12 protein-coding genes are annotated in these 14,364 nt (G+C 37.9%); 4 read left to right on the forward strand and 8 right to left on the reverse strand.

Annotated features, from left to right (window positions below):
- Window positions 1-17: 17 nt before the first annotated feature.
- The 5 genes from BQ5209_RS04225 to leuA form a co-directional block, all read right to left on the reverse strand.
- Entirely contained in the window at window positions 18-782 is a 765-nt protein-coding gene (locus BQ5209_RS04225) for a class I SAM-dependent methyltransferase (protein WP_085247306.1), read from the reverse strand.
- 46 nt (window positions 783-828) lie between these two features.
- Window positions 829-1,434, reverse strand: coding sequence for a 3-isopropylmalate dehydratase small subunit (gene leuD / locus BQ5209_RS04230; protein WP_143421845.1), 606 nt, complete (start codon window positions 1,432-1,434; stop codon window positions 829-831).
- A gap of 8 nt (window positions 1,435-1,442) precedes the next feature.
- Window positions 1,443-2,843, reverse strand: coding sequence for a 3-isopropylmalate dehydratase large subunit (gene leuC, locus BQ5209_RS04235; RefSeq protein WP_085247308.1), 1,401 nt, complete (start codon window positions 2,841-2,843; stop codon window positions 1,443-1,445).
- Window positions 2,844-2,929: 86 nt separating this feature from the next.
- Complete coding sequence (gene leuB, locus BQ5209_RS04240) at window positions 2,930-4,009, reverse strand: 3-isopropylmalate dehydrogenase (protein ID WP_085247309.1); 1,080 nt, start codon at window positions 4,007-4,009, stop codon at window positions 2,930-2,932.
- Between the two features lie 68 nt (window positions 4,010-4,077).
- Window positions 4,078-5,625: a 2-isopropylmalate synthase gene (leuA, locus tag BQ5209_RS04245; protein WP_085247310.1), complete on the reverse strand. Its 1,548-nt coding sequence runs from the start codon at window positions 5,623-5,625 to the stop codon at window positions 4,078-4,080.
- 447 nt (window positions 5,626-6,072) lie between these two features.
- On the opposite strand from leuA, the gene nfsB reads away from it, so the two are divergent.
- Complete coding sequence (gene nfsB, locus BQ5209_RS04250; RefSeq protein WP_085247311.1) at window positions 6,073-6,717, forward strand: oxygen-insensitive NAD(P)H nitroreductase; 645 nt, start codon at window positions 6,073-6,075, stop codon at window positions 6,715-6,717.
- A 472-nt stretch (window positions 6,718-7,189) separates the two neighbouring features.
- Window positions 7,190-8,857, forward strand: coding sequence for an energy-dependent translational throttle protein EttA (gene ettA / locus BQ5209_RS04255; protein WP_085247312.1), 1,668 nt, complete (start codon window positions 7,190-7,192; stop codon window positions 8,855-8,857).
- A gap of 99 nt (window positions 8,858-8,956) precedes the next feature.
- On the opposite strand, the gene BQ5209_RS04260 is transcribed toward ettA, so the two are convergent.
- From BQ5209_RS04260 to BQ5209_RS04270, 3 genes are read right to left on the reverse strand one after another with little or no spacing between them, the layout of a single operon-like run.
- The gene (locus BQ5209_RS04260; protein WP_085247313.1) at window positions 8,957-10,585 is read right to left on the reverse strand and encodes a DUF2813 domain-containing protein; all 1,629 of its coding nucleotides are present in this window, start codon (window positions 10,583-10,585) and stop codon (window positions 8,957-8,959) included.
- Window positions 10,586-10,600: 15 nt separating this feature from the next.
- Window positions 10,601-11,404, reverse strand: coding sequence for a lipopolysaccharide core heptose(I) kinase RfaP (gene rfaP / locus BQ5209_RS04265; protein WP_085247314.1), 804 nt, complete (start codon window positions 11,402-11,404; stop codon window positions 10,601-10,603).
- Window positions 11,397-12,521, reverse strand: coding sequence for a glycosyltransferase family 4 protein (locus BQ5209_RS04270; RefSeq protein ID WP_085247315.1), 1,125 nt, complete (start codon window positions 12,519-12,521; stop codon window positions 11,397-11,399). The genes rfaP and BQ5209_RS04270 overlap by 8 nt, the downstream gene beginning before the upstream one ends.
- 371 nt (window positions 12,522-12,892) lie before the next feature.
- Here BQ5209_RS04270 and mnmL point away from each other — a divergent pair, with 371 nt between their 5' ends.
- Both mnmL and BQ5209_RS10995 read left to right on the forward strand, forming a co-directional pair.
- Window positions 12,893-13,819: a tRNA modification radical SAM protein MnmL/YtqA gene (mnmL, locus tag BQ5209_RS04275; protein WP_085247316.1), complete on the forward strand. Its 927-nt coding sequence runs from the start codon at window positions 12,893-12,895 to the stop codon at window positions 13,817-13,819.
- Between the two features lie 121 nt (window positions 13,820-13,940).
- Entirely contained in the window at window positions 13,941-14,096 is a 156-nt protein-coding gene (locus BQ5209_RS10995) for a DUF2645 family protein (RefSeq protein ID WP_370737822.1), read from the forward strand.
- Window positions 14,097-14,364: the final 268 nt, after the last annotated feature.

Raw genomic sequence — 14,364 nt, forward strand, 5'->3', positions numbered from 1 at the left:
TATAAAAACTGATTATTTTAAATGACTTTTTCAGCTTCAATAATCATCATATCTGTAGTAAAAGAACCATCTGCTTGAAGATCAAAATAATTTTTTGTATCGTCAGCTGCCGTTTCTTGGTAAATTCGTATTGCCTCAATTAACTGTTCAGGGGTACGCATTCGTTTAACCCATGTATCAAAAGAGAGCGTTAAACGATGGCGGGCTATATTGTTAATGACGAAACCTGCCTCAGTTAAAAAGGTTAACCACTCACCGGGGGTATAGTCGCGAACGTGTGATGTATCACGCAAAGCTTCAACAGTTTGTAGCCAAATATCTAGTACAGGATGACCAGGTGAAACAACATCCATAATAATTAATTTACCACCAGCTTTGGTTATGCGATGAAGCTGTCGAATACTTTTGCCCACATCATGCCAGTGATGTGCTGAGTAACGGCTGACAACAATATCAAATTGATTATCAGCAAAAGGTGGATATTCAGCATAACCTTGCTTAACGGTTATATTTTGTAAACCGCGCTCTTTTGCTGTTTGCGCTACAACCGATAACATTTCATTTGAAAGATCATAGGCTGTAACATGTTTAACATATTTTGCTGCAATAAAACTGACATGACCTGCGCCACATCCCATATCAAGTAGACTTGCTTCGGAATGAGGTATAAGTAGGTTAGATAAATATTCAAGATCAGGCCCTTGAGCATGTACTTTACTGGTTAAATAAGCATTGGCTTGTTCGCCAAACTGCTGTTTAACATTGTCATGATGTGTTGCCATTGTTGATTCTCATTATTGGGCGCAAATAAGCGCCCAAAAGTTAAAGTTAAGCTAAAAATGAAGGGATTTTTTGTTCAAAGTCGCTAATAGCTTCTTCATGTTGTAAGGTTAAGCCAATATTATCTAACCCATTTAACAAGCAATGACGTTTAAAAGCATCAATTTTAAATGTATATTGCTTGTCACCGGCAATAACAACTTCATTGACTAAATCAATAGTAAACTCAATGCCTTCATTGGCTTCGACAATTTTAAACAGCTCATCGACATCTTCTTCGGATAAATTAACCAATAATAACTGATTGTTAAATGAGTTATTGTAAAAGATATCGGCAAAGCTTGAACCAATAATAGTCTTAAAGCCATAATCAGCTAATGCCCAAGGGGCATGTTCACGAGAAGAACCGCATCCAAAATTTTCACGTGCTAATAAAATGCTGGCACCTTTATAGCGGGGTTTATTCAAGACAAATTCAGGATTAGGCTGCTCGCCAGCATCATCTAAAAAGCGCCATTCATGAAAGGCATGTTTACCAAATCCAGTACGTGTTACTTTCTGTAAAAACTGTTTTGGAATGATTGCATCTGTATCAACATTAGCCGCATCCAAAGGAACAACTAATCCGGTATGTTTTGTAAATTTAGCCATGATAAGTCTCCTTAAAAAGGTTTGCGAATATCAGTAAAATGACCAGTAATAGCTGCTGCAGCTGCCATAGCAGGGCTGACTAAATGTGTTCTGGCATCCCGCCCTTGGCGACCTTCAAAATTACGATTACTAGTTGATGCGCAGCGATCCCCAGGTGCTAATTTATCGTCATTCATTGCAAGGCACATTGAACAGCCTGGCAACCGCCATTCAAAACCAGCGTCGATAAAAATTTTATCTAATCCTTCGGCTTCGGCTTGTTCTTTAACAGGACCTGAGCCAGGCACGACTAATGCTTGCACACCTTCTGCCACTTTACGACCTTTAGCCATTTGCGCCGCTGCGCGTAAATCCTCAATTCGCGAATTTGTACATGAGCCAATAAACACTTTATTGATCTTAATATCTGTCATTTTGGTGCCAGCGGTTAATCCCATATAAGTTAATGCGCGTTCAGCGGAATGTTTCTCGATAGGATCAGTAAAACAATCAGGATTGGGTACTGTTGCGTCAATGGATGTGACTTGACCCGGATTTGTTCCCCAAGTGACTTGAGGTGCAATATCTTTACCTTCAAGTGTGACCACGGTATCAAACTGCGCACCGTCATCGGTTTTTAGGGTTTTCCAATAGGCAACAGCTTTTTCAAAATCTTCACCCTTTGGCGAAAATTGACGACCTTTTAAGTACTCAAAAGTCACTTCATCTGGCGCAATAATACCAGCTTTAGCCCCCATCTCGATTGCCATATTGCATAATGTCATACGTCCTTCCATTGATAATGACTTAATGGCATCACCACAAAATTCAACCACATGCCCAGTACCACCAGCACTAGTGGTTTTACCAATAATTGCTAATATAATATCTTTGGCAGTGATTCCTTCAGCTACTTGACCTTTGACCTCGATTTTCATGGTTTTAGCTCGACCTTGTTTTAAGGTTTGAGTAGCTAGTACATGCTCAACTTCAGAGGTGCCAATCCCAAATGCGAGTGCGCCAAATGCGCCATGTGTTGCGGTATGTGAATCACCACACACAATAGTCATACCGGGTAAAGTCATACCTTGTTCAGGACCGACCACATGGACAATACCACGTAATGGGCTTTGTAAATCATATAACGAAACACCAAACTCCTTGGCGTTTTTTGCCAGTTCAGTTAATTGAATGCGAGCCATTTCGCTGCAAGCATTTAAATCATTACTTTTGGTTGAAGTATTATGATCCATGGTCGCAAAAGTTTTATGAGGCTGACGCACCTTACGATTCATTGCACGCAAACCATCAAATGCTTGTGGAGAGGTAACTTCATGCACTAAATGACGATCAATATATAAAATAGGTGTTTCGTTTGGTGCTTCATAAACGACATGTGCATCATATAATTTTTGATACAGTGTTTTTGACATTGCATATTCCTTATTATTTTTACAACAAGTACTAATGACTTGGTTTATCGCATTATTTTATTTACGGTTATAATCAAACCATGCGGTTAAATCAACTTACAAATAATATCACCCATTTCATCGGTCGATACTGGCTGTTCTTTTTGGGCTAGATCAATAGTACGATAGCCTTGCTCTAATGCTTTATTTACGGCTGTTTCGATAGCTGAGGCAATATCATCTCTTTTTAAACTATAACGGACTAGCAATGCTAAAGATAGAATTTGTGCTGCTGGATTGGCAATGTTTTTACCAGCAATATCTGGCGCACTACCGCCTGCAGGTTCGTATAATCCAAAACCCTGTTCATTAAGGCTGGCAGAAGGTAACATACCCATAGAGCCCGTTATCATAGCGCATTCATCAGACAAGATATCACCAAATAAATTTGAACATAAAATCACATCAAACTGTGAAGGATCTTTAACTAATTGCATAGTGGCATTATCGATATACATATGCTCAAGAGCAACATCTGGATAGTTTTTAGCAACTTCACTCACCACTTCACGCCATAAAATTGAGGTTTGTAATACATTAGCTTTATCAATTGATGTCACTTTCTTACGGCGTAAACGCGCGGCTTCAAAGCCCATTTTTGCGATGCGTTCGATTTCAAAACGGTGATACACCTCAGTATCAAAAGCCTTTTCTTGCGCACCACTTCCTTCTCGTCCTTTTGGTAGACCAAAATAGATACCGCCAGTTAATTCGCGCATACATAAAATATCAAAACCACGCTCAGCAATATCGGCTCGTAATGGGCAAAGATCTTCTAATCCTTGATATAAGCGGGCAGGGCGCATATTAGCAAATAGTTTGAAATGTTTGCGAAGAGGCAATAACGCACCGCGTTCAGGTTGTTGGTCGGGTGGTAAGTGAGTCCATTTTGGTCCGCCCACTGAACCAAATAAAATGGCATCCGCTTTTTCACAACCCTCAAGGGTTTCATTAGGTAATGGACAACCGTGAATATCAATTGCTGCACCACCGACATCATATTCGCTAGTAGTAATAGAAAGTTGATATTTTTGGCGGATAACATCCAATACTTTATAGGCTTGTTTCATCACTTCAGGGCCAATGCCATCGCCGGGCAGTACTGCAATATGGTAGTTTTGTGACATTTTTTATTCCTTTATAATCTCATTTAATCTTCTTATTTTGCTGTTAAACGAGCAAAACAAATAATTTTTTAATCTTGGTGTAATTTTTGTTTTTCTTGGGCAACTTGATTTGCTCTATACACATTATTTAATACATTAATTAAAGCTAACGCCGATGAGTGAACAATATCGGTTGCAAGCCCAACACCATGGAACTTACGCCCCTTATATTCGGCAACAATATCCACTTGCCCTAACGCGTTTTCACCTTGTCCTTTAGAAGCTAATTGGTATTTGACAATCGAAATCGGTTCGCCAGTAATCCGATTTATGGCTTGGTAAACCGCATCGACCGGACCATTACCTGTTGCTGCATCGGAATACTTTTTATCGCCAATTAATAAACTGACTGAAGCAGTTGAAACCACTGTTGAACCTGACTGAACATTAAAATAATCCAAAACATAATGTTCTTTTTCGTCTTTCAATTGGTTGATGAAGATTAATGCTTCTAAATCATAATCAAACACTTGACCTTTTTTATCAGCTAGTTCTAAAAAAGCCTCATAGACTTGATCTAAGTTATAATCTTTATCGTGATACCCTAGCTCTTCTAAACGATGTTTTACCGCGGCGCGCCCAGAGCGAGAGGTTAAGTTTAATTGAATCTGATTTAAGCCGATTGATTCTGGGGTCATAATCTCGTAAGTTTCACGATTTTTTAAAACCCCATCTTGATGAATTCCTGACGAGTGAGCAAAAGCATTACTACCAATAATTGCTTTATTGCCCGGAATTGGCATGTTAGTAATTTGGCTGACAATTTGGCTGGTACGATAAATCTCTTGATGATTGATATTGGTATGAACATTTAAAATATTTTGGCGAACTTTGATTGCCATAATCACTTCTTCAAGAGCGGTATTACCTGCACGTTCGCCTAAACCATTCATCGCCCCTTCAATTTGCCGAGCGCCTTCTTGAACCGCGCTAATCGAGTTAGCCACCGACATACCCAAGTCATCATGGCAATGCACAGAGATAACCGCTTGATCAATGTTCGGGACACGTTCAAATAAGGTATGAATAATGCCACCAAATTGATAAGGGACAGTATAACCGACAGTATCCGGAATATTGATCGTTTTTGCCCCGGCTTTAATTGCTGCTTCAACGATCCGACATAAGTTATCAATTGGGGTACGACCTGCATCTTCACAAGAAAACTCCACATCATTAGTATAATTACGTGCACGTTTGATACAGTGCACAGCCCGTTCAATGACATCATCAAATGTCATTTTTAATTTATCTTTAACATGTAAGGTTGATGTTGCCATAAAAGTATGAATTCGAAATTGATCGGCAACTTTTAATGCCTCGGCTGCAACATCAATATCTTTATCAACACAACGAGATAAGGCACAAACACGGCTATCTTTAATTGTTTTTGCAATCGTTTGTACCGATTCAAAATCACCGGGTGATGATACAGGAAAGCCAACTTCCATCACATCGACTCGCATTCGCTCAAGTGCAAGCGCTATTTGTAACTTTTCTTTAACACTTAAACTTGCTTGCAATGCCTGTTCGCCATCACGTAACGTTGTATCAAAAATAATAACTTGATCACTCATTGTTTTTCCTTTTTATATATTTTAGCGCTATCACGGTATTTCAAGTTAAGAAAACAAAAAACCCGCACTTTAGCGCGGGTTCTTGTAATTTGTTGAGTTATTTATTTAACTATTTCTCTTATTACTCCACACACAAGCTATCCGCGCAAGTTGATGCGAGGAGGAGGCTGAGGTCGAATGATAAATAGTTAACAAACATAAAAATCTCTATTTTGATTGTAATTAATATAGACTAATATTGTTGATATTTTTATCAGATGTTATTGGTGGTGTCAATGATTATTTTCTATCAATCTTAATATAATTCTGCTTTTATTAAAATAAAGTAAAAAATACATAAACTAATAAGCATTACTTTACTATTTAACAAATCGATTAAAATGATAAGTTGAGATATAACGTAACCGAATTATAATAATCTAAAACATAACTGATGAGGGCACAACAATGAATATCGTTGATATTTCTGAAAAACGCTATACCACCAAACATTATGATCCAACCAAAAAAATCCCAGCCGATCAGATTGAACAATTATTGACTGTTTTAAAAAACAGTCCATCATCGGTTAATTCACAGCCATGGCATTTTTATGTTATTGATAGTGATGCGTCAAAAAATAAAATTTTACCCGCTATACTTGAATTTAATCAACCAAGAGTGACTGGCGCTTCGCACACTATTGTCTTTTGTATTAAAACGCCAATAGATGAAGCTCATTTAGTCAACTTGCTTAATCAAGAAGAGAAAGACGGTCGATACCCTTCAGCCGATCTTAAACAAGCACAAGATCAAGGTCGTCGGCACTTTGTAAAACTCAATAGCACAACCATTGAATCGCAACAATATTGGGAAAGTAAACAAGCTTATCTTGCATTGGGGCAACTGCTTTTTGCAGCAGCGGCAATAGGTATTGATTCAACGGCTATTGAAGGATATGACGCCCAAAAAATGGACGAGATTTTAGAGCTCAAAAGCAAAGGGCTTAAAAGTGTTATTGTAGCCACATTAGGCTATCGAGCCGAAAATGACGGCAACGCTCACCGACCAAAATCACGCTTACCGAAAGAGCAACTTTTTACGTTTTTATAAACAAAAATAACGTTTCCAAATTATCCCACCTAGTAAAAGGTGGGATACCTTAAAATGGCTTTACATCATTTTTGATAATAATTTTGATATTGCTTGAGTTTATCTTCTAGTACTTGTTGTTGTTCTGGAGTAAAGTCTTCGTTAAAACAGAGATAACAAGCATATTTTTGAATATAGAACAAGAATATAGAACAAATAGCCTTTGTTGAATTTTTCAATTTTATAAAATTGAAAATATCTAAAGAACCAAGATATGCATAGTAAATCTAATTTAAGGTATTGTTGATTATATATGCACATGGGGTGAATTTGAACGGTTTTATATAAATCTACCGTTAACACCATTTAACCAAATTACTCACATTATTACAAATAACCCTAGACCCAATCTCCAGAATCGCTACAATATACGCCATTAGTCATATAGCAAATGCCTTTTGCTATTTTTAACCCAATAAACGGATGATGTTTTATGGCGCAATATGTTTATACCATGAACCGCGTTGGGAAGATTGTTCCTCCTAAACGCTATATTTTAAAAGATATCTCTTTAAGCTTCTTTCCGGGTGCAAAAATTGGTGTGCTTGGTTTAAATGGGGCGGGTAAATCCACTTTACTGCGAATTATGGCAGGGGTTGATACCGAAATTGAAGGTGAAGCACGCCCACAGCCAGGCATTAAAATTGGTTATTTACCACAAGAGCCGAAATTAGATCCTAAACAAACCGTACGCGAAGCCGTTGAACAAGCGGTTGGTGATGCTAAACAAGCATTGGCTCGATTAGATGAAGTATATGCCGCTTATGCTGATCCTGATGCCGATTTTGACAAATTAGCCAAAGAACAAGCTGAACTCGAAGCCATTATTCAAGCACAAGATGCGCATAATTTAGATAACCAATTAGAACGGGCAGCCGATGCACTGCGTTTACCTGATTGGGATGCGAAAATTAAAAACTTATCCGGTGGTGAACGCCGTCGTGTGGCTATTTGTCAGTTATTGCTGGAAAAACCTGATATGTTATTAATTGACGAACCAACCAACCACTTAGATGCCGAATCGGTTGCATGGTTAGAACGATTTTTACATGACTACGAAGGTACCGTTGTTGCGGTAACCCACGATCGCTACTTTTTAGATAACGTAGCTGGTTGGATTTTAGAACTTGACCGTGGTGAAGGCATTCCTTGGGAAGGGAACTACTCATCTTGGCTTGAACAAAAAGATCAGCGTTTAGCGCAAGAAGCTTCGACCGAATCAGCACGTCGTAAATCGATCGAAAAAGAACTCGAGTGGGTACGGCAAAATCCAAAAGGGCGCCAAGCAAAAAGCAAAGCCCGTTTAGCCCGTTTTGAAGAACTAAACAGCAACGATTATCAAAAACGTAACGAAACTAACGAACTATTTATTCCACCTGGGCAACGTTTGGGTGATAAAGTGATTGAGGTCAATAACCTAACTAAATCGTATGGCGATCGCGTGTTGATTGATAACCTCTCTTTTAGCATTCCCAAAGGGGCAATTGTTGGCATTATTGGTCCAAATGGGGCTGGTAAATCAACGCTATTTAGAATGCTGTCGGGCAAAGAGCAACCCGATTCAGGTACCATTACTTTAGGTGAAACAGTGCAGTTAGCCTCGGTTGATCAGTTCCGCGATAACATGGATGATAAAAAAACCGTTTGGGATGAGATCTCAAATGGTCAAGATATTATGCGTATCGGCAATTTTGAAATTCCAAGCCGTGCTTATGTTGGTCGTTTTAACTTTAAAGGTGTTGATCAGCAAAAACGTGTAGGTGAACTTTCAGGTGGTGAACGTGGACGCGTGCATTTAGCCAAATTATTGCAAGTAGGCGGTAATGTTCTGTTACTTGACGAACCGACCAATGACTTAGATGTCGAAACGTTACGTGCGCTGGAAAATGCATTATTAGAATTTCCGGGTTGTGCCTTAGTGATTTCGCATGACCGTTGGTTCTTAGATCGCATTGCCACCCATATTTTGGATTATCAAGATGAAGGTCATGTTGAATTTTTTGAAGGTAACTTTACCGAGTACGAAGAGTGGAAAAAACGCACACTAGGTGCTGAAGCATTAGAGCCAAAACGCGCTAAATATAAACGAATCACCAAATAGATTTAACCTGAACCTGCATCCCATTCCGCTGAAATGATGCCAGCGGAATGGTTTATTTTCTTGATATCAATCTTAAACTATTTTTTATACGGTAGTGACTTAAACTAGCGCCTTAGATACTTTAATAATTTTGGCAAAGGTATCGGTTAGCAAACGCGGTATGGCGTTTATACCACGTGATTTTGCATCATCACAAATGGCAATCGCAAGATCAGGTTTTGAACTTTTATGAATCGCTTTTTGAATAATTTGATGTACAGGCAGATCAATATGCTGTGTTGTATTATAAGCGGCAAGTTTATAAACATGACTAAAACCATGTTTAAATAAAAAGTTTTCAATATCTCGGGCTGGTAAAACGGTTAGGTAATCATTGGGGTTTTTATCGTCGCCACATAGCGATTTTATGGTATCGGCATATTTTTTACCAGCCATATCTCCATCGGTTATCACATACCAATGAATGCCCATTTTATTAGCATATTTAATCAACGGTTTTAAACCACATTGCGCAAATTCAATCAACTGAACGCCTTCAGAACTTAAATGATAACCACTCTGTTCAGCCAATTCACGCAGTAGCCAAACTTCGGTTTCGCCCTCGACTAATAACCAACATCGAGCAAATAAGGCATTTGATCGCCGGTAAAGAATGTGGAAGGCAATACGGCGGCTATCACTGATGCTTAGTGAATGGGGTTGGATGTATTTGACGATAATATGATCAGGCTGGCGAATTAAGCGGTAAAGGCTTTCTAATGGAAATAATGAAACCAGATCACTTGAGTTCGAGGTAATAATTTTTTGAGTAGGAAAGTTTTTAAGTAAACGAAATGCGACAGATAAAATGATAGGATGAAGTGAACTTTCAGGCTCTTCTAAAATTAAAATCGGCATGGCGCTTGGTGAAAGTGAATAATTCCCTTTTGCTTCAATAATAGATCCGAAAATACCTAAAAATACAGTTCGTAAATAATCATTATCAAGATTATCTAATATGTCATTAATTTGTTCTAAAACCGTCCAATCTTCAGTTCTTGGCGTACTTGTTGTATTTTTTTGTTTGTAATGATAACGGTGTGCTTGATCGATAAAGTAATATGCTAATAATGAGCGTGCGGCTTGTAGACCTCGAGCTAATTCCTCTTGGGTTAATTCGGCTGAATGGGTTTTTAGTTGGTTAGAAAGCTGTTCAATATAGTTTTCTGAAAACGGTTCGTTAGTTACAGGTAATTGCGTAGGGTTAATCGCATTTTTAAGTATCATCACTGGGTTTAGACTGATTAAAATGGCAATTAATAAGTTTTCATTTTTAATATTAACAGGTTTGCCCTGTTCATTGAGCAATTTATGTTGCGTTATAATTTGATTATTTTGTTTATTGGCAGACATTTGATAAGTAATACGAGGCAGATTATCTTGCTCTGATAGATACGCAACAGAACGTAATGGTTGATAATCTTCATGATCTAATTCATGCAAATGCGATTGGCAATAAGTGGCTTTAATGATGATATTATCACCATAATGTTGATATTGATCATGGTAAAAATCGGAATCAACAAATTGATAAAACTTATTATCGAGCGATAACAGTTGCAACGCACTAATTAAACTCGATCGCCCCCAACGATTTTCCCCCATGAGTACACTAGAGCCCGTATTTAATTTTAAAGATAGCTGACTGATACCCTTAAATCCTGAAATATCAATTTGTTCAATAAACATAATGTATCCTTATTGCTAAAGGTGATACTTTTCGGTCCGTTTACGAATTCGTTCTGCTTTTTTATGGGTACTATTAATTAATTTCGATTCATCATGCAAAATGGTTTTCAAAGGCTTATTAAAATAGACTTTTAAAAATAGCCAAATATCACGATCAGTTAAGCCAATTGTCGTGGATGAAAAATAAAGTCCAATTAAATCTTTATCTCGCCAGCGGGTAGGCACTTTATTGCGAGTTTGCGCTCGGTGTAAATCGATAACCGATAATTTGATTTGTTGCTGATTTTCAAATAACGGTAAATCCAGCAAAAAATGACACAAATAACAATCACGATGATTAACGCCAGCGGCGTGCATTTGGGCGACCATTTTTGCCAAATAAATAACTAAAGAACGCTTTATATGAAAGCTAGGTGGGTTAGTTAACCATGATTTAGTAAAATCTTCTAAACTCACGGTCGGATTAAGATCCCTTGTCACGATAAACGAATGACGGGTCAGTGGATTGAATCCCTTACGACCAAATGCGCGCCCATCCATGGTATTTACGCCAGCTTGCTCTAAGCGATGAATGGCATTCCACTCTTGTTTAGCATCTAAAACAGGTAAACGCAATGAAATTAGATTTTTAACAATCTCTTTAACTGTTGTGCCACGATGAATTTTAATAAAGTAAGATTGCCCAGCGAGCTCAAAATTCAACGTTTTGCGTTGTTTTACAGCACGATAGACTTTACCCGAGATTAACTCAACCTCAGCAAATGGATCTTTGTCTGTCCATAACTGATCAAAAGGTGATTTTAACTTAATTTCATTCATGATTATCACAACCTAAAATAATATCTGCGGCGCGCTGGGCTAAATGATATAAATCTGCCGTTTTACCATAATCTATCGCATTGTTGTGCCAAGCTAGTAATTGATCGTGATCGGTGATGGCATTTTGCACCGCGTGATTGAGATCTGCTTGTACAAAAGGATCGGCAAGGATCACCCCAGCATTTGCATCGTGTATATGATAAGCATACCCTGAAATGCCCGATACAATAACTGGCACACCAGCGGCCAATCCTTCAACCAATACCATACCGGCGGCTTCTTGCCTTGCAGGGTGCAATAGTAAATCAGCCGCAAATAAAAAATCAGGGATATCATTACGTCCAGCAAAAAAACGCACTTGATGTTCAATGCCCAGTTTCACTGCCAGTTTTTGATAAGTATCGGGTTTGTCTTGCCCCACAACTAAAAAAGTGACTTTCTGCTTTAAATCACAAGGTAGTGCGGCAATGGCAGTTAACGAACGATCCACCCCCTTACGTTTAAAGTCCGAACCAATTTGCACAATAACAAAACTGTGCTCATCAATTTGATTGGCTTGCCTAAATTGCTTACCTTTAGCATTTGATTCCGAATGATATTGGCGATCTTGCGCAATACCGGGTGGCAATAGGTAAAAGCGTGATGGATCAGTATGGTAATAGTGCTCAAAATCACTAATCTGCTGTTTAGTTAACACCATAATCTTGGTTTGGCTATGTTGATTAAATACCGCATCTTCAAAGGCTAAATAGTGTTTACAGCGTTTTGACCATTTATACAAAAAGCCCTTATGCGATACTTTTTCAGCAAAGCAGGTATCCCCTGCAAAATAGACATCAAGACCGGGCATTTTATTAAAGCCAACCACACAATCAACCGGATTCGCTTGTAAGTGTGCCTTCACCCAATGGTAATAAGATTGGTTACGGCTATGGTTAGACCAACCTTTTTGGGGAACCAAAACTACATCAAAGCCTGTCGGCTTATCGCCTTGCCAAGCCATCACATAAATTCGTACATGATGACCTTGAGCTTGGCAAGCTTTAGCAATTTGCAAAAAATCACGTTGCAAACCACCAAAAGGGAAATATTTATAAATACAAAACGCCAGTTGCATGCAAATTGCCTCAAATCTGAAAGGGATATTATATACTTGTTGATAAGCAAGGTGCAAAAATAGCTGGTTTTATGGGGGGCGATTAAAAAAACATTCAGGTAGGTTATTGATTTTATTTAATTTTTAATTTTTTTTATTAAAATCAATTATTTACATAAATTGAATAAAAAGAAAATATTCCATAAATCTTAATAAGCAAAGATAAGTAAGTCTTTACCATTAATTGAAAATGGTTATTTAATGGCGCAGAACTAGTGTGTTAGCAAATTGATTTTATTACTTAACTAAGTAAAAAAATAATCCCATACATCGCTGCTTGAAGTAAACTAGCTAACTTCGTAAAATAAGTAAAATTTTATTTTTGGTCTATTATGCAACTTCATCTTGTCGTTAATACCTTTGGCTCCGATCTTCAGCGTCGATATGGCGAAAAAATCTATAAACTCACCCTACACGGGGGGTTTAGCTGTCCTAACCGCGATGGCACTATCGGCTTGGGGGGATGTACTTTTTGTAATGTGGCATCGATTATTGATGAATCAATACAAGTTAAATCGATTGCTGATCAACTTGTATCGCAAGCTCATCAAATGAAAAAATCCAAACGCTATCTTGCATACTTTCAAGCCTACACCAGTACTTATGCTGAAGTTGCAATCCTAAAAAATATGTACGAACAGGCGCTAAATAGTGCCGATATTGTCGGACTTTGTGTGGGGACTCGCCCTGATTGCGTACCGAATGAAGCGCTTGATTTACTGGCAGGTTATCAATCTCAAGGTTTTGAAGTATGGTTAGAACTGGGCTTACAAACGGCTCACGATAAAACTTTGCACGACATAAATCGTGGACATACTTTTAACGATTATCATCAAACCGTACAAAAAGCTCGTAATCTTGGTATTAAAGTGTGCACGCACTTAATTATTGGCTTACCCAAAGAAACCAAACAAGATAATTTAATCACGCTTGAACGGGTATTAAATAGTGGCGTTGACGGCTTAAAATTGCACCCTTTGCATATTGTTGATGGCAGTATTATGGCAAAAGCATGGCGAGCTGGTCGTATTAATATTTTATCATTGGATGAATATGTTGATATTGCAGGCGACATCATCAGACAAACCCCAGCAAACATCGTTTATCACCGCATATCGGCCAACGCCAGAAAACCAACCTTGTTAGCGCCAGATTGGTGCGAAAACCACTGGCAATCAATGAATGCAGTCGATCATAATTTACGCCAATTTGGCGCCCAAGGTAGCGCCATTGGCGATAGTTATTCTTTTAAGTTGTAGTGGTGATGTTGGCAAACCAAAACAAAGCAGCTTAAATAATCATTAAATTAATATGTTACCTAAAAATTTTAAAAGGATGTTGGCTCTATTATGAATAGTAGCCTCGTTTATCTATTTGTTTTTGCTATTAGGTTTAATTAATTTATTTTCAACTTCTCATTACGAATGGATGTTGGAATCAGGTGATATCGATAACCTCTGTCAGCTTCCATTAGATGGGCGCTATACTACGAACCTATATTTCTGGCAATTCCCTGTATTTTTCTGCTATTTCTAATAAAAAATAAAAAAGTAAGATATGCATATCTATTCATTGCTCTCACCTATCTTTTATGGTCATTTTGTGGACGTTATGCTGGATGTTAACAGCTAAAAGTAACATTTTAACTTTTTTATAAGTATTTTTATGGAAAGTGCGGGTTTTACTTTATTTTAGTTTGAAATTTTACTGAATCAGGCATTTAAGCTAGTTTTAAATTAAAAGTTAAAATGCACCAAACTACCTACCAAAACTCACCAACAACAAAAAACAGATGCCAACCTAT

The sequence above is a fragment of the Gilliamella mensalis genome (assembly GCF_900103085.1).
GTDB lineage: Bacteria > Pseudomonadota > Gammaproteobacteria > Enterobacterales > Orbaceae > Gilliamella > Gilliamella mensalis.

Excerpts from the sequence above, each read along its gene's own strand:
- BQ5209_RS04260 (WP_085247313.1), bottom strand. The coding sequence starts at position 10,585 with ATGTTTATTGAACAAATTGATATTTCAGGATTTAAGGGTATCAGTCAG.
- leuA (WP_085247310.1), bottom strand. The coding sequence starts at position 5,625 with ATGAGTGATCAAGTTATTATTTTTGATACAACGTTACGTGATGGCGAA.
- BQ5209_RS04270 (WP_085247315.1), bottom strand. The coding sequence starts at position 12,521 with ATGCAACTGGCGTTTTGTATTTATAAATATTTCCCTTTTGGTGGTTTG.
- nfsB (WP_085247311.1), top strand. The coding sequence starts at position 6,073 with ATGAATATCGTTGATATTTCTGAAAAACGCTATACCACCAAACATTAT.
- BQ5209_RS04225 (WP_085247306.1), bottom strand. The coding sequence starts at position 782 with ATGGCAACACATCATGACAATGTTAAACAGCAGTTTGGCGAACAAGCC.
- rfaP (WP_085247314.1), bottom strand. The coding sequence starts at position 11,404 with ATGAATGAAATTAAGTTAAAATCACCTTTTGATCAGTTATGGACAGAC.
- mnmL (WP_085247316.1), top strand. The coding sequence starts at position 12,893 with ATGCAACTTCATCTTGTCGTTAATACCTTTGGCTCCGATCTTCAGCGT.
- leuC (WP_085247308.1), bottom strand. The coding sequence starts at position 2,843 with ATGTCAAAAACACTGTATCAAAAATTATATGATGCACATGTCGTTTAT.
- leuB (WP_085247309.1), bottom strand. The coding sequence starts at position 4,009 with ATGTCACAAAACTACCATATTGCAGTACTGCCCGGCGATGGCATTGGC.
- ettA (WP_085247312.1), top strand. The coding sequence starts at position 7,190 with ATGGCGCAATATGTTTATACCATGAACCGCGTTGGGAAGATTGTTCCT.